The following is a 21,015-nucleotide window of genomic DNA, read 5'->3' as shown; positions in this document are numbered from 1 at the left end:
TATAAATAGTAAGCTCATAACAAATTCAAAAATTTATGATATATATAATTAAAATAAGATAAATAAATTTTTTTTATCCTAATTAATAGTATAAAAAATCTAAAAATTCGAAAAAATAGGGAACTATGAAATTATATATTTTTTTTATGAAACTTGAAAAACACAAAATATTGTGTTATCATTATGTTATGAAAACAATATATAGTGTTTCAGGTAAAAAAGGCCTGAATGAATTAGATATGTTTAGAGGGATAAGGGAAGTTGATGGTTTGCAGAAAAGTGGAAAAGTATGAAAGTAAAAATAAGGGAGGAATAAAAATGCAACCACAATTAACAGAAAATTTAAAAAATATAATAGCAGGAATAGTGAATGTCGAAAGCAACGATACGTGCAATGAAAATGCCAATATGTCTTCAATGACACCAGCAGGGCAAATGATGAAGTTTGCAAGTGAAGTATCAAAAATTTATGCTTTGGAAAATTTAGTTTCACCAAGATTTAAGGAAGCTCACGAAAAAGGGCTTATTCATATTCACGATTTGGATTTTTATTCCAGCAAAACTACAACTTGTCTGCAATATGACTTGGCAGACATGTTTGAGAATGGTTTTTATACTAAGCACGGATATATTCGGGAAGCACAGAGTATTTCCACTTATGCGACACTTGCTACCATTATTTTTCAGACAAACCAGAATGAACAGCATGGCGGACAGGCAATACCAGCATTTGACTTCTATATGGCAAAAGGTGTGTTAAAATCGTTTAGACGTCATTTGAAAAGAAGAATTTTGAGCTTTGTAGAAATAAAAAATGGAGTGGAAATTATACAAGAATATGAAAAAAATGCAAAAGAATTTTTGAAAAAAAATGTTTCTTCAATTAAATGCAATGAAAATGAAATCAAATTACTGGAAGAATACTTTAAAATAAATAGAGATGATTTAATTAAATTGCTAGTTGAGGCTTATGATGATACTCAAAATGAAACTTATCAGGCAATGGAAGGATTTTTACATAATTTGAACACAATGCACTCTCGTGGTGGAAATCAAGTTGTCTTTTCTTCAATAAATTATGGAACTGACACTTCAGAAGAAGGTAGAATGGTTATCCGTGAATTATTAAAGGCGACATCAAGCGGACTCGGTAAAAATGAAACTCCAATTTTTCCAATACAAATTTTTAAGGTAAAGGAAGGGCTTAATTATTCTGAAAATGACTACGATTTAGCTAGAAGCGACTTTGATGGAATTTTAGAAACTGTAAAAAAACAAAAAATTTCTTATGATGATAATTTACAAAATAAAAAATCACTTTTTGAAACACCAAATTTCGATTTGCTATTATTATCTTGTGAAACTTCAAGCAGAAGATTATTTCCAAACTTTGTATTTTTAGATTCAGAATTTAACAAACACGAAAAATGGAGAATGGATGATCCTGAAAGATATAAATATGAAATTGCAACAATGGGCTGCCGAACACGTGTATTTGAAAATGTAAATGGTGAAAAAACTAGCCTTGGACGTGGGAACTTGTCTTTTACAAGTATTAATTTCCCCAGAATTGCGATTTTGACTAGAAAAAATGTAGAAAAAGAGATTGCAGAAATGGAAAAAGATGGAAAATTTGCGAATGAAGAAGAAAAAAATAATAAAAAAATTGAACTTTTGACAGGAAAATTTCAAAGAAGAGTGCTGGAAGCAACATATTTAGTTGGAGATCAGCTTTATGAGCGTTATAATTTTCAAAAAACAGCTTTGGCAAAACAATTCCCATTTATGAGAAGCAATAATTTATGGAAAGGGCTTGGGGGAAAAGATGGAAATGATGAAGTTGGAGATACAATAAATACAGGTTCTCTTTCAATTGGTTTTGTTGGAGGGGCAAATGCGATGTATGCTTTATTTGATGCAGAACACGGAACAAGTGAAGTTGCTTATAAGGTGCTTTATGATACGATTGAAAAAATGGGTGCAGTTGCAGATGAATTTAGAGATAAGTATCATTTGAATTATTCAATTTTGGCAACTCCGGCAGAAAGTTTGGCAGGAAGATTTTTACGTATTGACAGGGATGAATTTGGTGTAATCAAGAATGTGACAGATAGAGATTATTATGTAAATTCATTTCACATTGATGTAAAAAAGGAAATTAGCCTTTTTGATAAAATTAGAAAGGAAGCTCCATTTCATAAATTGACAAGAGGTGGACATATTACCTATGTGGAATTAGATGGGGAAGCACGAAAAAATATAGGTGTCATGTTAAAAATCGTAAAGGTTATGAAGGATTCTGGAATTGGTTACGGTTCAATAAACCATCCAGTTGACAGATGCAGAGATTGTGGAACAGAAGCAATAATTTATGATAAATGCCCAATTTGCGGAAGTCATAATATTTCTAGAATTAGAAGAATAACAGGCTATCTGACAGGAGATTTAGACAGCTGGAACAGCGCTAAGCAAGCTGAAGAACATGACAGGGTAAAACATGGTATAAAATAAATATATTATATAATAGCGAGGTAATTTAAAGTGAATAAACTAAAGACAGAAAAAGAAAAAATTTTAGAAAAAAAATTTTCAAAAACTCCAAAAAATGATTTTACATTGAAAATCTTAACAACTTACAAGGAAACAATCGTTGACGGTGTTGGTCTTCGTTATTCACTTTACTTTTCTGGCTGTTCTCATGCCTGCCCAGGATGCCATAACGAGTATTCATGGAATCCAAATCATGGAAATACTTTAACTTATGAAATTTTAGAAAAAATTGCCAAGGAAATAAATGAAAATACTCTTCTTGATGGAATTACAATAACTGGTGGCGATCCTCTCTTTAATCCAATAGATATGTTAAAAGTTCTGAAATTTTTGAAGGAAAATACAGGAAAGAATATATGGCTTTATACAGGTTATACGATTGAACAGATTCGCTGTGATGAATTGCGGAAAAAATGCCTTGAATATGTGGATGTGCTAGTTGATGGACGGTTTGTAAAGGAACTTTATGACCCAAAAATAAAATTTAGGGGAAGCAGTAATCAGAGAATTATAAAAAAGGAAGATTTTTTTATTAAATAGATTTATTTATTAATTTTATAAATATAAATTTTGAATTGATGAATAAATCTATTTTTTTAATATAAAATTTCATAAAAAAACAATGCACTTAACATTTACATATCAAAAGAAAAATTAATGTAAAAATATATAGAAAAAACTTAAAAATAATGATAAAATATTTATGTAGAATTATGTTTTATAAAAAAAATTTAATATATAGAGGTGAAAAGTGAAGGAAAAAATTATTATTATCGATTTTGGTTCGCAATATAGCCAGCTAATTGCCAGAAGAATTAGGGAAATGGAAGTTTATTGCGAAATTGTGCCTTTAATTGATATTGAGAAAATAAAAAGCGGGAAAGAAAAGGTAAAAGGGATTATATTTTCTGGAGGGCCTGCTTCAGTTTATGAAAAAGATGCTCCAACTGTAAATCCTGAAGTATTTAACCTAAATCTTCCTATTCTGGGAATCTGTTACGGAATGCAGCTAATTACGCATTTAAATGGCGGAAAAGTTGAAAAAGCTGATTCGAGGGAATTTGGAAAAGCTGTCTTGGAAGTAGGAAATAATGATAATCCATTATTTACAGGAGTTAAAAAATCTTCTAACATCTGGATGAGCCACAATGACCACATCACAGAATTGCCAAAAGATTTTGAAGTAATTGCAAAAACTGATTCATCAATTGCTGCAATTACAAATAACAATGGAATTTACGCATTGCAATTCCATCCAGAAGTAGTTCATTCTGAATGTGGAACTCAAATTTTGAAAAATTTTGTATTTAACATTTGTAAATGTGAAAAAAATTGGAAAATTTCAAGTTTTATTGCTGAAAAGACAAAATTTATAAAGGAAACTGTTGGAGATGAGCACGTGCTTCTTGCACTTTCTGGAGGAGTAGATTCATCAGTTGCCGCAGTTCTTATTAACAATGCAATTGGACATCAGCTTACTTGCATGTTTGTAGATACTGGACTTTTGAGAAAAGATGAAGGAAAAAAAGTATTAGAATACTACAAGGAACATTTTGACTTGAATATTGTATTTGTTGATGCAAAAGACAGATTTCTAAACAAATTAAAAGGTGTAGATGAACCTGAAGCTAAAAGAAAAATCATTGGAAATGAATTTATTGAAGTGTTTAACGAAGAAATCAGAAAACTTAAAGGTCAAGAAGGTGCAAAATTTTTGGCACAGGGAACAATTTATCCAGATGTTATTGAATCTCAGTCTATAAAAGGACCTTCCCACACAATAAAATCTCACCACAATGTTGGAGGATTGCCAGAAGACTTGCAATTTGAGTTATTGGAACCTTTGAAGGAATTATTTAAGGATGAAGTTAGAAAAGTAGGACACGAACTTGGACTTCCTGACACAATTATAAAAAGACATCCATTCCCAGGTCCAGGACTTGGAATCCGTGTAATTGGAGAAGTAACGCCTGACAAAGTAAAAATTCTTCAGGAAGCTGATGACATTTTCATTACTGAATTGATGGAAAAAGGGCTTTATGATAAAGTAGATCAAGCATTTGTAACATTGTTACCTGTAAAAACTGTCGGGGTAATGGGAGATCAAAGAACTTATGAATTTGTAGCCGCTATTCGTTCAGTAAATACAATTGACTTTATGACAGCCACTTGGTCAAAATTGCCTTATGAATTTTTGGAAGAAGTGTCAAACAAGATTATAAACAAAGTAAATGGAATCAATAGAATTGTGTATGATATTTCTTCTAAGCCACCTGGAACAATTGAATGGGAATAATCAATAAAATTAATTTTAATGCGTTGTTTATTTACTTTGACAACATCAATAAAATATAAAAGTACTAAAAAGGTACTAAAATTCAAAAAGAGGCATATTTCAGCCTCTTTTACTTTATCCTGTATTTTCTATTAAAAGTATAACATTATTTTCTTATTTGTCAATTTTTATTTTATCATATTTAGTTGCTATTTTTCTCCATTTCTCTATAATCACTTAAAGTATTTGCCATCACAGTTTGTACAATCTCATTATCTTTAGATAGTATTGTTTCTATTAAATCACTTCTATATTTATTTAAAATATTTAACATTTCAGCACTTCCTGTCATTTTTAATCCTGTTTCCAGTACGCCTAGTTCCCAGTCTATATATTTTTTAACATCATTTCCAAATTCTTTTTTTACTTCACTTACTAAAAAATGTCTGTAGTTCTTTTTCATAAAATTATTATTTTGTTTTATTTTCCTCATTTTTTCTCCTATTTTTCTTTAAATATTTTTCTATTAGATCAGCAACAAGTTCGTTTTTAGTTATTCCCTGTTCCTGTACTTTACTTTCCGATTCATTCCATTTTCCATTGAAAGCGATATAGATTTTGAAGTATATTTTATTTTGCTGGTTTTTCTTTTTCCGTATTTTAATCCTTTCTTGAGATTATTATACAGTATATTTTGTATTTTACCAACAACTTTTTTACAAAAAAAGATAGCCATTTCTGGCTACCCCAATAACTTACAAAAATAATTTCACAAGTTTTTTCTTGTTTTTCTTTACAGTTTCATCACTTTCTTCAAACACTCCGAATCTGTCGAATCCAACAGTTGTTATTAAAGCGACAAAGTTTGTACTTATCAGAAGTATTAAATCTTCCGTTTTCGATTTTCTTTCTATACTGTCGAAAATCTCTATGTTGCTCTCTTTTTTTAATCTGCTTCTTAATAAATTCAGATTTTGTTGTCTTTGATAGCTTCTCAACTTTAGCGTAATTGCTGAATTTAAAAATATCAGTGCAAACATTACGATTGCAAACTTCCTACTTCTGTGATATATTTTCATCTTTATCATCTCTCTTCTTGACAAATCCGAACTTTTCCAGCAGAAGTTCCAAAAATCCTGTGCTTATACCATATCTTTTCTGATTTACCGTTTCCAGCAAAGCCTCACCGAAAAATCCAAAAACCGGACTTAAAGGATATAAAAAACTAGCTGAGAAGTGACCTATTACCTTATTTAAAGATAACGAAATAGCCATCGTCATCCCAGCCACCGCTATTCTTTTAAAAAATGGCTTAACTGGCTGATTGTCTATCATCTTCTGTGCCACTACTCCAAACAGCACTCCTGAAAAGAACAGTATAAGGAAAAGTCCGTGATTGTCTATTATTACCTTCAAATCCTCTATCATTAATTATGCCTCCAAAAATTATTTCCTGTCAAAGTAATAGATGAACCCCGCCCTTGCCATTACTTCCCTATCTCCTCTAAAGTTCTCCCTATAACTAATATCGGCATACACATTGCTTCTGCTATAATCACGCCTGTAATCAATTATATTAAAGTTCATTCTATTATCAGTGATAGCAGATAACTTTTTGTTCTCCACTAACTTTCCTACAACTTTATCAACTATTTTATTCCCGGCAGTGGAAGTTATTTTTCCATTGTCGGCTTTGCTAAACCCTCCTGCTTGTCCTCATTCAGCTTTCTTTCAATCTCTCTAGCAATAGCATTTTCATCTATCAATCTGTCTATTGTAGGTCTTTGTTTTTCAGGAAACATTTTTAGAACTCTATTTTGAACAGTTAGAACAGCCTGAACTAGTCTTTCCCGATTTGGCTTTATGCCTTTTAGCATATCACCATAAGCTATTCCTTGAGGAATAAACTTAAGTACATATTTAGATATTTTTCTTTTAAGCAAATATTTATGCCCATTAATTATAATTAAAGATAATCCTTTTGCTATTAGTCCAGCTAATGCTACCGCCAATAAATTTGTTAAATTTGCTCCAAATTGATTTAATACATTTGTTAGTATGTTCATTTTACATCACTCCTTCAAAATATTCTTTTATAGATTTTTTTATCGCTTCCACATATTCCCGTTTTTTCTCTTTTCCGAGCTTCAAATCGCTATCGTTATCGATGAAAAACGGTTCAATAATGTTACAAGGGGCATTTGTCCTATAAAGCAAGTAACTTCCCCTTGTTTCCATATCTTTGAATTTAATAGGATTCCGTTTCTTAATTTCATTTGTAACTCTTGGTTTCGCTCCTCTGTTGTGGATTCCAAAAGTCTCAGAAATATTTTTACTTAATATCTCTGCCAATTTTTTAGATTTTTCGCTTGAATACCAGTAAAGTGCCTCTGTTCCTGAAGCAATTCCATTAAATGAATTACAGTGCAGCGATAAAATCAAGTCTGATTTATAACCATTGACTATCCCAATATTTTCAACTTTGTTATATCCCCTGTTATATTTTACGATTTCATACTCATTTTTTAATGCCCCCATAAGCATATCAGCAAGTTCGGTATTGTAAGCAAGCTCAGTCTCTTTTGTATGAGGGTTAATTGCTCCGCAATCGTTTCCGCCATGCCCAATTATTACACAAATTTTTTTCATCTTACACCATCTCCTTCAAGTATTTTTCTTTTCTATCAACACGATTCAACCATCCAGTCAAAAAAACTTTCTGAGTTGAATTATATTCAACTATAGAATGATAAAATTTTCTCTGTATGCTATGGTAATCTCTCAGAAATTCTGCTGATTTTCCTTGTTCTTCCACTTCATTCAAGGCTTTTATAGTCTTGCTTCCAAAAATACCATCCACAACTAGATTATAGCCAAAATATCTGTTTAACGTTACCTGTGCCTTTTTAGTTGCCCATTTTCCTGAGTTAAAACTCCAGTCACATATTGACAATGCGACCTTATCGTTTTTTATTTCATTCAAACGATTTTTCAGGTAATAGTCTTTTTCCAATATTTTCTTTGCAAACTCTTTCGTCAAATCTTTCATAGAACCACGATAACCATTTCTTTTTGCTTCATCTTTAGTAACTCCCCATGTTGTTTCGCCACCCTTATCATTCTTGTCGTTGGTATAGCCACCCTCGACAGCTAACGTGAAGCTGAAAATCTTTTCAAATCTATCCATCTATGCCACTTCCTTTTCAACTTTTTTTATGTCCTTTGTTAATTTTGCTATTTCAGTTTTCAATAAATCCATTTCAGATTTTATTTCTGTTATCATTTCCTCCGTTTCAGTTATGTCAAAACCTAAATTTTCAAATTCTGTTTTTTCTTCTTCTTTTTCTTCTAGCTCTTTCTTGTATTTAACAAATTCTTGCTGTTTTTGATATCTCAACTCCTTTAAATATTTTAGCTTTTCTGCTTTATCTTCCACCCAAGTATTAATGTTCTTATCCCAATTACTATATTTATTTGGTTTTTCAATAGTTTTTATTTCTTCATTTTCCAAATATTGCCCATCTAAAAGAGTTATAAAACCAGCGTTTATTTTTTCAGAAGTTTTCATTTCTCTAATAACTCCGTTATCAATTATTGCATTATTGATTTCAATATAAGAAATATAAGTTTCCCCCTCGACATATTCGCTACAATATTTCAATTTATCCGTTTCAAATTCTTCCTGTGATGGTGCTAAATATATTCCGATTAAATTCCCATTTTTATCATATAAATATACTCTAAATTCTTCCATTGTTTTTTTCTCCCATCTTTTGTTTTAAAATCCAATTTTTTTTCTCATTTCAAGTAATTTCGTCTTTTTTTCTGCTGCAGTAGTTTTTCTTATATAATATTTTTTTGTAACATCTACTCCTGAATGATTTGCAAATTCACTCGCTAAATCAATCCCTCCGACTTCTGCTAGTAGATTAATACTTGTTTTTCGTAAACTATGAGGATACAAATTATCTATCCCAACAAGCTTTCCAATTTTTCTTACTCTGTCTCTTATAGTGCTTTTACTCATTTGTTTAAATATTCCTCTATATTTAGTAATAAATAAATATTCAGCACTGTTTTTTCTGCATTTTAACCACTCCTTTATAAGCTCTATTGTTTCCTCAAATATTACAAATTCAACTATTTTCTGTTCTTTTTCCACAATTCCGCTTATTATCCCGTTTTCCAAGTCAATATTTTCTAACTTTATTGACTGTAATGCACTTATTCTGCATGCTGTGTCAATAATAAGATTGAATATTATCTGATCTTGCAAATCATATTTTTCAGATAACTTCATTTTCACTTGTATTTCCACTATTTCTTTACTGTTTAAATAATAGCTTTTCCTCCTCTTTTCCACATCTGTAACTTTTAATCTATCTAGTTTATCCCGGAACGGATGCACCTCCACTAAATCTCTTTTAACAGCCCATATATAAAAGCTACTTATTGCCGTTATTTTGTTGTTGATAGTCCTTGCATTGTTCCCTTTTACTTCTCTGCAATGTCTTATGTATCGTTCTAAAATCCCAATCATATTTTTTGCATTTTTTCTATTCAAGAGATAATAATTATTTTCATATTGTTGCAAATATTTAATAAATTGCTTCATACTGTTTTTATAAGTCCTGTACGTTGTGTTTTTTACACTTTCATTTCTCACTATGCAACTGTTCAGGTATTCCTTGTAAATTCCCCAATTTTTGTTCATTTGAATTACTCCTATACTTTTTTTTAAGTATAGCTTTTTTGAGTAAATTGGAAAATTTATCCAGTTTTAAAAGTGAAAAAGTAACACTAAACAGTACAAACGGTATCCAAAATCAAGCTTTTAATTTAACGATAGTAGGAAATTTGAGAATTATTGATTTTGGAAATTTATCAATTAAAAATGAATACGAAACAAAATTTATTCTGCCAGATTGGTTTTGCAAAAATATGAAAAACGTCAGTGGCTCCTGTGCTAACGGAACAGGTGGAGCAGGTGGCGAAGTTGCAGAAATTTTTTTAGAAGCCACAACTAAGAGCTTAAAATTTTTTCCTGCCTTACGTCCAGGTTTTAATGGAAATTTACAGATTTCAGGGCAAATTATTGCTTTTGTTGCTGATTAATTAACAATATAACTAACCGAAAAAATAATACTAGCCGAATTAACTGTTGCACCTTTCCATTTTCCAATTCCGCTAGGTTCGATGTAAACTGTTCCGTTAGAAGTATTGTATTGTGAAGCATTAACTGAAAGGAAAGTTTTTGGCTTAAAACCTTCTGGAATTTGAAAAATAACAGTATTATCATTAATATTTTTTAAGGCATTACCACTATCAAAAATGATAGTTACTATATTACCACATTTTTCCACAATATTACATGTAGTTCTGCCTTGTCCTATCGCTTCGGCATGCACATAAAGTTTCGCTTGCTGAACTTTGTATAAATTTTCCACTTTGTTCGAAAGTCCAACATTCGTAATATCCACAAATTTAGTAATATCGAAACTTGTACTTGTGTGACTCTGTATGCACTTGTATATTTTCCCGTCAGTCAAATCATTTATATACCATTTCCCAGCTTCTTTATTTTCAACTTTACTTACATATCCACCTAATGTTTGTCCTATTGCTTGTTTCCAAGTTTCCGCATCTATTGCATTTCCTGCTTCTGTTCCAAATTTTACAATACCCTCTTTTTCTTCCGTGGCGTTTGAAGTCTGATTATCGAAATGTTCCAAAAGTTCATACACTTTCATAAAATTCCTTGAAACTTTTCTTAAATCAGCGACTGTATCTAATTGAAACAGTTCAAATAATTCATTTTGAGTAGTTGCAGGTATAAAGGTATTTTCATTTATATTTTTTATTAAATCTAGTGTTGTTTGTTTCATTTTTTCTCCCTTCATTTAATATACAATTTTTATGTCGTACCAGATTGGTATAACTTCATAAATCAATTCCAGCCAGTAATTTAAATATTCTTTATCTACAGTACTAGAACGAAAATCTACAGTGTACTGAAAATTATTTTTATCATTCATTATTGTTACATTGTCGTTATAGATAAAATATAGTTTCATTGTATCTTTGAAATTCTGTAAAGTGGTTACGCGCCTTAAAATACGTTTGGAAATGATTCTGTTTATTTTAAAAATTGTTGATAAATTTTTACTTGATATTAATTTATAATGTTCTTCAAACTCTTCTAAGACTTCATTTCTTGCCGTTATAAATCTTCTGTTTTTTACTAATGTTCCAATTATAAATTCCAGTGATTTTAATTCAAGATCCGCAAAATGAAATACATCTTGTATAAGATTTGAATTTCTGAATATTCCCGGAAGGGAATTTATCATACTGTTGTAGTAATCATTTTTAGCAAGATTGTATATAACATCAGCATAATCATTGTCGTATGAAAAAATTAACGGGAACTTTTTTTCAGTAATTTTTTGTGTAAAGTTTACATAATCATCCAATCCAATGAAAAATGAAAAATCACTCACTTTATAATTTAATAATTCTGATACTGTCATTTCAGATAATTTATTTGTATGTTTCACAAAATTTGCTACTTTAGGATTGCTTTTGATTAAAGCAAAATCATTATTTCTACCATCATTTACGAAATCTTTTACATAGAAATTTGATAATTCGCTTATATTAAAATTATCTTTTATATATTCAACTGACTTCTGGTGTACATTTTTTACCATTAATTTCTAAATCCTATCACATAAAAGTTTTTTGCTATTTCATACTGCATTAAAGCGTAAATTATTACCTCATCTCTTGCGTCAAAAGTAGCAAAATTTATTAAATTTCCACCAGTCAATGAATCATATATTCCAATTCCTATAATACGCCCCCAATCTTCCCTTGCTTCAGGAAATTTCACAGAAGCCACGTTGCTTGTTTCGTTTGATGAAGTTGAAGCAAAGTTTATAGTTCTTCTGGCATACGAAGCTGAAACAAGCTCTGTAGCATTTTCTTTTCCATTTTCTCCCGTTGTAACTGCTGTCAAAAGCCCAGCATAATATGTTTTGCCTTCAAACAGTGTATTCAATATTTTAGCTTTTGCCCCTAATGTGAATCCGCTCATTTTTTCCTCCTAAAATTAATCTAAAGTTTTCAGCGTTATATTTAAAACACTTATTAAATCTTCATCTTCCAATATAATATCCTCTTTAGTGTTATTAATATCTATATTTGAAATTTTCTTAAATGCTTTTATTTCTAACAACTTATCAATTACTTCCGCATAATAAATTCTATTCTCTTCAAATAATTTATCTAAAAACACTTGATTTAAAGTACTTTTTGTAAGTTCAATTGCACTTTGCTCATTGTATTCCTTGTTTAATATAGCTTCAAATGTAAGACTTATACTTTTCTCTTTGATAGTTTTTACCGTAAATTTGGCATCCGTTATAATTTCATTATCCAAATACGCTTTTATCGCATTCAGCTCTTCATCTTTTAGTTTTATATCTGATTTGCCGATTCCAATAATCTTAGCTGTCCCCTTGCCATTCCATCTCGGAATTATTCTTAATTTTTTGATATTTTCAAAATTGGCTAATATCATTTCTCTTATCATATTTGCATTATAATTCACACTTGGACTAGATAATATCTTTCTCCTGCGTTCTCGCAACTCCTCATCAGTTTCTTGATTTGATCCGTTTGAAATATTATTAAGATTTTCAACCTTTTCAAGTCCTGCATAATTTCCCAAAAATTTATTTATTTCTCCTATTCCGCAATTTCCTACTTCTCCGGCTATATTTGCAACTACATTAACATCACTATAGCCAATTGTTCCTGTTGATTTATATGCCACTATTTTGGTTTCTATGATAGTGTATGTACAGTTATTGCTCCCAACCACCATTCCGTTTTCAATTGATGTCCCGCTTATTCCGTGAACTCTAACAGTTCCAGTTGCAGCAGTTGCTTTTTTTCTAAAAATATAATCTTCGCTACAAATACTATCAAGATATATACCTTCAGCAGTTGAAATGCCATAACTTTTTGACATTTCCTCATATAGCTTCTGTTGTACAATCAGTTCCGTTGAAAACGCCCTTACAATATCCGCTGAAAAACTTCCAACAACATCACTATACTTGCTCATAAAACTTCCGTTAAAAATATTATTGACAAGTTCGTTTATATCTTCCTCGTAAACATCTATATCTTCCCTTGTAACCATAAATACCCCCTTTCGCTATAAAAGATTGTCAAATTCAAAAGTTTCACTGATATTTAGAGTTTCTTCTTCATCTTTTAAAATTACATCAAACTCAAATGTCAGTCTATCCTCTTTAAAATCTGAATAATAATTATTAATAGATTTTATATACTCGTGTTCTTTAAGTGCAGTTAGTATTTCACGTTTTATTTCACTTTGTGCATAATCCTGATAAAGCGGATTTATTCCACGATACTTATTTATTCCAATACCAAAAGGAAAAACATCCTTGTAGTAAACTCTCCAAGCATTTTTAGTAACAATTAAGCACTTTATAATCCACTGCTTTACAATTTCTTTCTTTGTTATTAAAAGAACAGGAGTACCTTTTTCATAAACAAAATCGCCTTTTTTAAAATCCCATTTCAAATCAAAATAAATGTTAGAATTATCATACTCAATATTTTTATTTCTAGAATATGTATCAAGTGCTGTAATTGCTGAATTAGGTAACATTTCTACTCACCTGCCTTATAATAATAAGCTTTGTCTACCAAATAAAACTTTTTCTGATTCTTAAATTCGTTTAATATGACTTCATCGCCAACCTTTAATTCGTCAGTCCATTTATTCGTTCCGCTGGCTTTATATGTCCCTTTCGCCTTTATTTTGTTATGAATATTTCCGCCAGAATCTTGATTTTCACTATCAGTTACATCTATTTCAATATCTCCCTTAACTTCAAATTCTCTAGTATATCCAGCCACTTTCTCCCAAGCTACAACAATTCTGTCTGCTTTTAATATTATTCTTTCATCAATTTGAACTTCCAAGTTTGGAGGTGCTTTTACAATTTTTCCTAAGAAAGGACCATTCCAGTCAGGATTGTCAAAGTTCTTCCTTAAAATTTTAGCTAAATTATCGAATGCCTTGCTAGGCTCAGAATATTTTGCCTCATCAGGTTGCAATACTTTGTCTTTCATGCTTATTCCTCACTTTCTAACTCTTTTACCAGCTCCAAAGTTAAACTCATAAAATAAATATTTATCCCATAAAAGCTGTACTTTTGGCTAAAATTATGATTAACGCTTTTAACTTCAAATATTCCAGCAATTCCTGTACTGTTTTTAGGAATACTTACTAAATCCCCAGCATGTAAAATAGGTATTCCTGGAACGGTTAAAGTAAAAGTCTTCTCAAGTTTATTTTTCTCCTTTAAGACATTTGACGCTTTTATCGGTTTTTTCTCTTTTTTCTTTTTTTTAGATGTTTTAGAATTTTCAGTCTTTTTGCCTTTGTTATTTTTTGGATCTTTGTCATCTTTTTTACTTTTTCTGTTACGTTTTGAATTTCTAGTTTTTCCAGCCATTATTTTTTGCCTTTCTTAGCTGTATTTTTGTTGCGTTTTGAATTTTTTGTTTTTTTACCTTTATTATTTTTATCTTCTTTCTTACCTTTTCCATCTTTTTTATTATTCTTATCCTTGCTTCTACCTTTTTTAGCTGATTTATCTTGATTATTTTTCTCCTGTTTGACAACATACTGCAATAATCCATATTTTTTAATATTTTCGTTATCTTTCGCTGTATCAACCTTATTCATTTTTTCATCATCACCATCAACTACAATTATGCTATTTTTCATATTTTCAAAACTTGATGTATAGCTTGCGTCTTTAATAAAGTTAAAAATATTTACATATCCATTTCCAACATATACTTGATATTCTTTGGGCTGTGTTTCTCCATCCAAGTATTTATCACTATTTCTTTTGACAAAATGAAAAGCATTGTCCTTAAAATAAAAATGCCAGTTTTCACCTTTATCCTCTTTTATTGTTTCTATAATTTTTTTTATTATATCTGCAATAGTTTCCTTATAATAATACTCATCTATTTTCACATCACAGTTTTCTATAGTTCCAACAGGCATATCAAACTCTTTGAGCATTTTTGTTACACATTCTCCTGCTGGAAGTTTATCAAATTGAAATATTTCAGAAATACGTGATATATAAAAACTTGGATCGTATGCTGTAAATTTAGGACCTTTATTATTAACACTAATTTTAGGGATAATACCTTGAAATATTAATGTATCAGCGTTATCATAGAGTTCTACAAAATAAGCCCCCTTATCCAAGTCAATCGTATGATATTGCATATTTTCTCTGTAATTGTAAGCCAGTTCAAATTCCATTTGAGCCGTTATATTTTCAATACTGCTTGAAAGTTGTATATTATCTTTTACAATACTTGTTAAATCATATCTTTTCTCATCAGGATCTGTTACGATTATTTTCATACTCTATCCACTCACCTTATAAAACAATTTTTCTTCTGGATTATCGGCTTCTGTAATATCACTAAACTCTGGATATTCCTCAAATTCAATTTCAAAGTTCAATGTTCCTGTAACGTCAAAATTGGCTTCAAATTTATTTACAGTTGCCAAAAAATTTAAGTCCACAGGATTTAAGATTGATGTTAATGTTCCTTTACCCAATTTTCCAACTAAAATTAATCGTATAGGCTTATCTGACATCTCTAGTGATTTAAACAGTGAAAAAGTAGTAAAGGGATCTAACAAATGGTGTGTTGCAAAATTATATTTCTGTTCTGGAATAATAGAAGAAAAAGCCAAAGACTGCAATTTATTCCTATTTTTCAGCTTTAAAATGCCATTTACTGTATCAATGCTTTCCCAGCCACCAATACTTTTAAATTTTAATTCACTCGGCGGAACAGGGAATAAATAAAACTCTTTTAGTTCTGTCATTTTATCATTTATTTGAGAAAAAATAGGATTTTGTCCGCTTACGCTGTTCATCTTATCTGATAGCATCTTTTTGGCTTTTTCGATAAAATTGTTATCTCCTAATTTTTGATTTAAAAAATCAACTGTATTAAAGGAATTGCTTCCTAAAAAATTCAAATCCTTATAATTTACACTCTCATCAAATTTTATATACACTTTATAATTTAGTAATCCCATAACCTATCCTTTCTGCAAACTTGCCGCAATTTTATTCGCTATTGCATCTCCACTTGGAGCAGCAGGTACATTCACATTAATTTTTATAGCATGGATTGCTCCCACAACTTCTCCTAATTTTCCAACAATAGCACTTTTAGTTGCCGCCATTTCTGCTTTCAGCGCACTCATTTCTGCTTTCAATTCACCAAGCAAACTGTTTCTAGTAGCATCTTGTGGATTACCTTTAATGTCACTGCTAACTTGTTGAACTGCTTGTTGAACATTGCTAAACGCTGATGGATCAATTTTCATTTGGGTATTTGACAGACTAGCTGGATCAATAGGAACTTTTGCCGTTGGATCTAATTTTATAGTTTGGGGCTGTGCAGGTGTTGCTACTTGAGGTACTTGTTGCATACTCATACCTGCAAGTTGTCCGTTTGCCCCCATTTGAGCCATTTGGGTGTTAATTTGAGCATTTATGTCAACTTGTTTTTCAGTTGGTTTCGCAGCTTCATTGTTCAATTCTTCCATTCCTTTTTTTACTTCATTTATTGCTTCAGTAGCTTGTTTTGCGTCATCTTTTCCAAATAATTTTTTAAAGAATCCGCCAACTTTCGAAATAATTTTTCCAAAAAATAAAAATGTATCTATAATTCCCTTTACCGCACCACCAAGCACTCCTCCGATTATTTGTGCTAAACCTGTTAAAAGCGGCATTATAAATTGCAGTGCACCACCTACAACACTTGCTATTGTACTAAAAGCCCCTGAAATTGTACTTGCAAAATTCTGACCCTGTGAGCCAGCAAGTCCAGCGGCACTCATAAAACTACCTAACAAGTTAATGATAATCCCAAAAACAGCATTAAATATCGCTCCTGTAATTGATATTGAAGCACCAATAAAAGAAAATACAGCTGTCAATACGTTGCCAATTCCTTGAAACATTGCACTAAACTGACTTCCGTTTGACTGTATAGTCTGAAAAAATCCACTGATACTACTAGCCCAGCCACTTATAAGAGGCAAAAAAGATTGCCCTATGCTTGCAAAAGCTGAGCCTATTGCTGGAAAAGCTCCTTCAATCCCTTGAACCATTTGAGAAGCCATTGGAGTTATTGCTTGCCCTGCTTCTATCATACCTCTAGCCATTGAAGCCTTCATTCTTTCCATCGATGGACCTATGCCTTGATTCATCTGTTTAAATGCCTGTTCAGTAGCACCATCGGAATTTTGCATTTCTTTCATATTTTCTGCAAAAGCTCCTGCGTTTTTCCCAGTAACAGACAATGCAAAAGACCCAGCTTCTACGCTTCCAAAAAATTCGTTAATATTTTTACCACTTTTTTGTGCATGCTGATCTAACGCTTGCATTGCAGTCTGTAAATTTCCACCTTGTGCTATAAAATCTTTAAATGATTTTCCTGTTGCTTTTTTGAATTCCTGTGAAGCCTTAGATGAACTTTTAGAAAATTCACTGAATGCCGCTTTCATCTGTGTCATTGTTTCACTTGTTGGCGTCCCTTTTGCTGTCATAGTTGCCACTACTGCTGTCAAATCACTAAATTGAACACCTAAGCTACTGGCAATTGGTGATACTTGAGCTATACTTCCAGCCATTTCACCAAAAGTAGTTTTACCCTTTCGCACAGCTGTAAACATTAAATCACTTGCTTTTTTGGCACTTATATTTTTAGCACCAAAGGCATTTACAACCGAGCTTATTCCATCTACAGCGATTGCCGTATCATTCAATCCAGATGCTATTGTTGCTTGTTGTGCAACATTCAAAAAACCTCTTACGTCATTAGTGGAGACTCCAGCAGAAAGAGCCTGATACATTGACTCTGATATATTTTCAGCTGCTTTCCCATACTTTTCGGATAAATCCAGTACATCTTTACCTAATTTGTCTTTAGTTTGTTGCGAAGCATTAGGCAACATTGTATAAACCATATTCATCCCTTTTTGGAATTCCCCTGAAGCCTTTAATGCTTTTACACCAAATCCTGCTGTAGCGGCAGTAAGTGCTCCTATAGCAAGAATCGCTGCCCCAACAGGACCAGTTGCAAGTCCTGCTAATCCTTTTAATGCTGTACTCATTGCACCTATTCCGCCGCCACTGGCACCCGCTTCAGCTGAAGCCTTTGCAATTTCTTTCATTTTCCCTGTGAATTTGCCTATATTACCGCCTATACTTTCAGTTAAAAAAGAAAAAGCCTTTTTACCAGCCTCTCCCACTTTTTTCAACGGACTAATCAATCCACTAAATTTACTCCCGATTTTACTTATAGTATCTGGTATTTTATTACCTAAAGATTTTGATAGTGTTTCTCCCACATCTCTTCCAAGCGTGTTCAATTTCTCAAAGGCTTCTGCTGTTTTATCACTACTCTTACCTAAATCCTCAGCACCATCTGCCGCCTTTTTAGAACTTTCAGATAATTTATCAGCACTTTCAGAAGCCTTGGTGTTACTGTCGCCTAATTTTTCTACATCATCCCCAGCTTCATTTGCAGCGTTCGCAACTTCACTTAAGCTATTTTCTAGTTCATCATTTCCGCTAGTTGCTTCCTTAACAGCATTCGCTACACTTTCCAAGCTATTTTGCAAAGTTTCGTTACCACTTGTATCTTGTTGTGCTCCCTGTGCTAGTTTTCCAAAACTTTCGGATAACGAATTAAAATGAGATATAGCACTTTCTATTCCATCTACATTTACCTGTATTGCTATAACATTATCCGCCATATCCCATCACTCCCAACCTTGCATATTTGTTAAATTCCTCACGTTTCTGTTCCTGCGCAATTTCATAAGCGACTACATAATAATGCCACATATTTTCATTCTCTATATCTGAAAAATCCTTTGGTGTCCAGCCTTTTTGCATATAATAAATTATCGCATTAAGTTCAACATCCATCTTATTTTCATCTATTTTTTTTTTAGCTCAACAATATTAGGATTTTTATTATCATTAAACATTGCAGTTTGCTTGTTCACAACTAACGTGAATATTTCTAAAATTTCTTCATTATCAAAGAAATCTTTAAATACAGCTATTCGACTTTGAGCATTTAATTCCGCCATTAGTTCTCCTGCAAACTCTGTAAAGTTTGGCTCAATAAAAGTATCAAAAAGATATTCGCATATAGCAGAGTTTGACTTAGTGACTTTTTCAATAAATATCTGTTGCATTTCTTTTTTACTGGCATTAAAATCAATGCCTATTTTAGAGCAAAAACTTACAAATCCCTGAAAATCAGGAACTTTTAACTTAAATTTAGTATCTTTATAACTTTTTAAAGTAAATTCTATTATTGATTTTTTTTCTCTGTATTTACTTGCTTCTTCACGTTTTTTCAACAATTCTTTTAAATCCATAACTTACTCCTTTCTTTCTAAATTAACTCAACAGCTTTAAGATTTATTGGAAGATATCCAATTTTTAGCTCTTCATTCATTTCTTCTCCACGCTTAGCTTCCAAAGAAAATCCGTCCTTATTCCAGCAATCAGTAATTCTTATAGCTTCCGCTCCTGCTACATCAGGATCATCTATTTGGAAATACAATTCAAAATATACCTCATTTCCTTTAGCTAATTTCGTAAACTTTTTAAACCAGTTTGAATTCAACTTGTATCTTTTAATAGTGCCTTCTCCACTAGCTCCAACAATTTTTTCTCCTTTTTGTCCTCCAGGAAGCCATACTTCTTTCCTTTCTATTTTTGTTTCTATTTTCACCTCAGATACTTCTGCAAATACCTGTCCATCAATCATAAGAGTACCATGTGAGCCAGAAATTACCTGATTTGCCTTAAATATATCCATTCTTTATCATTCCTTTCCTAACTTTGAATTATCGCTTTTCCATAAAAATCTTCCATACAATCAAGCGGCATTAATTCATCACATCTTGCATAAACAACATCAACCGTATTAATTCTACGCAATCTTGCTTCACTCATTTTATCCACTTCATCTCTTGATATACCTTTTTCTGTCATTAAATAAAGTTTGTGCTGTTCTATATCAATATCAAAAGTATTTGAATAATCTGGATCAAGTATTCCCTGGTTCATAAGGCTTTGAGTATAAGCATTAACCGCATTCAAAAAAGCCATTTTATTTAAATAACCATTTAATCTCGCACCTTTATAGTCATTCCAAGATTTTTTCAAGTCTTCAGTAATTATAAATAAACTTCTTACAACTTTAACTTTACTAAATCTACGCTGTTTTTTTGTGTCAGGTGTTATAAATGAAGTAACTCCACGATTAATTACATAGTAGCTAATACCGCTGTCGTCACGTTGAACGCTAACCGCAATTTTACCTTTTTTTGTAATTTTACCTGGTTCTGCTGGAATATCACATTTATCCAAGAATCCCATTTTCATATTTGTAATACTTCTTGAAATAGGACATCCTGCCTCTAGACTTGCTATAGCCAACGCAAATTCCTTATCACTGTATTCATGCCCATTTACAACTGCTCCTGTTATTCCATTATTTATAATAGCGTGATGATCTGGCACTTTATCGCTTGCTACAAACGTAAAAAAATGTGCCTGATTAAAGTCTAAAGCCAATTTACCAAGTTCTGTATTATGCCGACTTTTTGCATAGCTAATTAAATCATCTGTCTCACTTTCGGTAGCTTTTGGTATAACAATGCTGTCAACATCATTTTCTAAATCACTTAATATGTCAGTTATTTTTACGCTATCTCTAGCGTCTTCTTTCACTCTACGAACTATAACCTTATATGGACTTCCTACAAATGCCAAATCTTTCAAAAGATTGTAATTGTCATTATCCCAGTCTGTCTGCAATACGTCTCCTCTGCTGGCATAGACGTGTTTTTCTGTGTCTTTCGTGCTATCGAACAGTACCACACCAACAACGCCCTGTTCACTTCTTGCTATTGCTGTTCCTGCTCTTTCTTCAATTTCCAAAACAAATTTTGGACTTCCATTCATTTCCAATCCTCTCCTTTGTCAAAAAGACTGAAATTATCCAGT

The 21,015-nt window shown here is 31.6% G+C and carries 28 protein-coding genes; 4 read left to right on the top strand and 24 right to left on the bottom strand.

Features of this window, described 5'->3' with window-relative positions; genetic code table 11:
* Positions 1 to 264: 264 nt before the first annotated feature.
* From FVE74_RS01815 to guaA, 3 genes are all read left to right on the top strand, one after another.
* Positions 265 to 2,511, top strand: coding sequence for an anaerobic ribonucleoside triphosphate reductase (locus FVE74_RS01815; RefSeq protein WP_147002939.1), 2,247 nt, complete (start codon positions 265 to 267; stop codon positions 2,509 to 2,511).
* 30 nt (positions 2,512 to 2,541) lie between these two features.
* Entirely contained in the window at positions 2,542 to 3,090 is a 549-nt protein-coding gene (gene nrdG / locus FVE74_RS01810; protein ID WP_147002938.1) for an anaerobic ribonucleoside-triphosphate reductase activating protein, read from the top strand.
* Positions 3,091 to 3,301: 211 nt separating this feature from the next.
* Positions 3,302 to 4,846, top strand: coding sequence for a glutamine-hydrolyzing GMP synthase (gene guaA, locus FVE74_RS01805; protein WP_147002937.1), 1,545 nt, complete (start codon positions 3,302 to 3,304; stop codon positions 4,844 to 4,846).
* A gap of 181 nt (positions 4,847 to 5,027) precedes the next feature.
* Here guaA and FVE74_RS01800 read toward each other — a convergent pair whose 3' ends face one another.
* The 10 genes from FVE74_RS01800 to FVE74_RS01755 are packed head-to-tail and all read right to left on the bottom strand — an operon-like array spanning position 5,028 to position 9,539.
* The gene (locus FVE74_RS01800; protein WP_147002936.1) at positions 5,028 to 5,318 is read right to left on the bottom strand and encodes a hypothetical protein; all 291 of its coding nucleotides are present in this window, start codon (positions 5,316 to 5,318) and stop codon (positions 5,028 to 5,030) included.
* Between the two features lie 60 nt (positions 5,319 to 5,378).
* Positions 5,379 to 5,561, bottom strand: coding sequence for a hypothetical protein (locus tag FVE74_RS01795; RefSeq protein ID WP_147002935.1), 183 nt, complete (start codon positions 5,559 to 5,561; stop codon positions 5,379 to 5,381).
* A 19-nt stretch (positions 5,562 to 5,580) separates the two neighbouring features.
* Positions 5,581 to 5,904: a hypothetical protein gene (locus FVE74_RS01790; RefSeq protein ID WP_147002934.1), complete on the bottom strand. Its 324-nt coding sequence runs from the start codon at positions 5,902 to 5,904 to the stop codon at positions 5,581 to 5,583.
* Positions 5,882 to 6,253 carry a hypothetical protein gene (locus FVE74_RS01785; RefSeq protein WP_147002933.1) on the bottom strand — a complete coding sequence of 124 codons (372 nt, stop codon included), beginning with the start codon at positions 6,251 to 6,253 and terminating at the stop codon, positions 5,882 to 5,884. Before FVE74_RS01785 ends, FVE74_RS01790 begins: the two co-directional genes overlap by 23 nt.
* Before the next feature lie 18 nt (positions 6,254 to 6,271).
* The gene (locus FVE74_RS01780) at positions 6,272 to 6,451 is read right to left on the bottom strand and encodes a hypothetical protein (protein WP_147002932.1); all 180 of its coding nucleotides are present in this window, start codon (positions 6,449 to 6,451) and stop codon (positions 6,272 to 6,274) included.
* 47 nt (positions 6,452 to 6,498) lie between these two features.
* The gene (locus tag FVE74_RS01775) at positions 6,499 to 6,891 is read right to left on the bottom strand and encodes a hypothetical protein (protein ID WP_146961735.1); all 393 of its coding nucleotides are present in this window, start codon (positions 6,889 to 6,891) and stop codon (positions 6,499 to 6,501) included.
* Between the two features lies 1 nt (position 6,892).
* Positions 6,893 to 7,474: an N-acetylmuramoyl-L-alanine amidase gene (locus tag FVE74_RS01770; RefSeq protein WP_146961737.1), complete on the bottom strand. Its 582-nt coding sequence runs from the start codon at positions 7,472 to 7,474 to the stop codon at positions 6,893 to 6,895.
* A 1-nt stretch (position 7,475) separates the two neighbouring features.
* Positions 7,476 to 8,012, bottom strand: coding sequence for a glycoside hydrolase family 108 protein (locus tag FVE74_RS01765; protein ID WP_147002931.1), 537 nt, complete (start codon positions 8,010 to 8,012; stop codon positions 7,476 to 7,478).
* Positions 8,013 to 8,579: a hypothetical protein gene (locus FVE74_RS01760; protein ID WP_147002930.1), complete on the bottom strand. Its 567-nt coding sequence runs from the start codon at positions 8,577 to 8,579 to the stop codon at positions 8,013 to 8,015. It abuts the gene before it with no gap.
* A gap of 24 nt (positions 8,580 to 8,603) precedes the next feature.
* Positions 8,604 to 9,539 (bottom strand): tyrosine-type recombinase/integrase, encoded by a 936-nt coding sequence (locus FVE74_RS01755; RefSeq protein ID WP_147002929.1) that lies wholly within the window; start codon positions 9,537 to 9,539, stop codon positions 8,604 to 8,606.
* Between the two features lie 38 nt (positions 9,540 to 9,577).
* Here FVE74_RS01755 and FVE74_RS01750 point away from each other — a divergent pair, with 38 nt between their 5' ends.
* Positions 9,578 to 9,940: a hypothetical protein gene (locus FVE74_RS01750; RefSeq protein ID WP_147002928.1), complete on the top strand. Its 363-nt coding sequence runs from the start codon at positions 9,578 to 9,580 to the stop codon at positions 9,938 to 9,940.
* Here the strand turns inward: FVE74_RS01750 and FVE74_RS01745 are convergent.
* The 14 genes from FVE74_RS01745 to FVE74_RS01680 are packed head-to-tail and all read right to left on the bottom strand — an operon-like array spanning position 9,937 to position 20,973.
* Positions 9,937 to 10,710: a hypothetical protein gene (locus FVE74_RS01745; RefSeq protein WP_147002927.1), complete on the bottom strand. Its 774-nt coding sequence runs from the start codon at positions 10,708 to 10,710 to the stop codon at positions 9,937 to 9,939. The two genes, FVE74_RS01750 and FVE74_RS01745, sit on opposite strands and share 4 nt — an antisense overlap.
* Before the next feature lie 15 nt (positions 10,711 to 10,725).
* On the bottom strand, positions 10,726 to 11,535 hold the full coding sequence (locus tag FVE74_RS01740; protein WP_147002926.1) for a DUF2313 domain-containing protein: 810 nt from the start codon (positions 11,533 to 11,535) through the stop codon (positions 10,726 to 10,728).
* The gene (locus FVE74_RS01735; RefSeq protein ID WP_147002925.1) at positions 11,535 to 11,921 is read right to left on the bottom strand and encodes a phage tail fiber protein; all 387 of its coding nucleotides are present in this window, start codon (positions 11,919 to 11,921) and stop codon (positions 11,535 to 11,537) included. Before FVE74_RS01735 ends, FVE74_RS01740 begins: the two co-directional genes overlap by 1 nt.
* 15 nt (positions 11,922 to 11,936) lie before the next feature.
* Positions 11,937 to 13,034 (bottom strand): baseplate J/gp47 family protein, encoded by a 1,098-nt coding sequence (locus tag FVE74_RS01730; protein WP_147002924.1) that lies wholly within the window; start codon positions 13,032 to 13,034, stop codon positions 11,937 to 11,939.
* A gap of 15 nt (positions 13,035 to 13,049) precedes the next feature.
* Positions 13,050 to 13,529 (bottom strand): DUF2634 domain-containing protein, encoded by a 480-nt coding sequence (locus FVE74_RS01725; RefSeq protein ID WP_147002923.1) that lies wholly within the window; start codon positions 13,527 to 13,529, stop codon positions 13,050 to 13,052.
* Positions 13,530 to 13,531: 2 nt separating this feature from the next.
* Positions 13,532 to 13,996 (bottom strand): DUF2577 family protein, encoded by a 465-nt coding sequence (locus FVE74_RS01720; RefSeq protein WP_147002922.1) that lies wholly within the window; start codon positions 13,994 to 13,996, stop codon positions 13,532 to 13,534.
* A gap of 2 nt (positions 13,997 to 13,998) precedes the next feature.
* On the bottom strand, positions 13,999 to 14,382 hold the full coding sequence (locus FVE74_RS01715) for an XkdQ/YqbQ family protein (RefSeq protein WP_147002921.1): 384 nt from the start codon (positions 14,380 to 14,382) through the stop codon (positions 13,999 to 14,001).
* A complete protein-coding gene (locus FVE74_RS01710; RefSeq protein ID WP_147002920.1) occupies positions 14,382 to 15,317 on the bottom strand; it encodes an XkdQ/YqbQ family protein in 936 nt (311 codons plus the stop codon). Before FVE74_RS01710 ends, FVE74_RS01715 begins: the two co-directional genes overlap by 1 nt.
* Before the next feature lie 3 nt (positions 15,318 to 15,320).
* Entirely contained in the window at positions 15,321 to 16,007 is a 687-nt protein-coding gene (locus FVE74_RS01705) for a hypothetical protein (protein ID WP_147002919.1), read from the bottom strand.
* Positions 16,008 to 16,010: 3 nt separating this feature from the next.
* The gene (locus FVE74_RS01700; RefSeq protein ID WP_147002918.1) at positions 16,011 to 18,740 is read right to left on the bottom strand and encodes a phage tail tape measure protein; all 2,730 of its coding nucleotides are present in this window, start codon (positions 18,738 to 18,740) and stop codon (positions 16,011 to 16,013) included.
* Positions 18,730 to 18,915: a hypothetical protein gene (locus FVE74_RS01695; protein WP_147002917.1), complete on the bottom strand. Its 186-nt coding sequence runs from the start codon at positions 18,913 to 18,915 to the stop codon at positions 18,730 to 18,732. The genes FVE74_RS01700 and FVE74_RS01695 overlap by 11 nt, the downstream gene beginning before the upstream one ends.
* An 11-nt stretch (positions 18,916 to 18,926) precedes the next feature.
* Positions 18,927 to 19,376, bottom strand: coding sequence for a hypothetical protein (locus FVE74_RS01690; protein WP_147002916.1), 450 nt, complete (start codon positions 19,374 to 19,376; stop codon positions 18,927 to 18,929).
* A 17-nt stretch (positions 19,377 to 19,393) separates the two neighbouring features.
* On the bottom strand, positions 19,394 to 19,822 hold the full coding sequence (locus FVE74_RS01685; protein WP_147002915.1) for a phage tail tube protein: 429 nt from the start codon (positions 19,820 to 19,822) through the stop codon (positions 19,394 to 19,396).
* Positions 19,823 to 19,839: 17 nt separating this feature from the next.
* Positions 19,840 to 20,973, bottom strand: a complete 1,134-nt coding sequence (locus FVE74_RS01680; RefSeq protein ID WP_147002914.1) for a phage tail sheath C-terminal domain-containing protein — start codon at positions 20,971 to 20,973, stop codon at positions 19,840 to 19,842.
* Between the last annotated feature and the right edge of the window lie 42 nt (positions 20,974 to 21,015).

The organism is Leptotrichia wadei (assembly GCF_007990445.1).
In the GTDB taxonomy this organism is placed as follows: domain Bacteria; phylum Fusobacteriota; class Fusobacteriia; order Fusobacteriales; family Leptotrichiaceae; genus Leptotrichia; species Leptotrichia wadei_A.
Note: the sequence above shows the minus strand (reverse complement) of the source record. Positions and strands in the feature narration are given on the sequence as shown.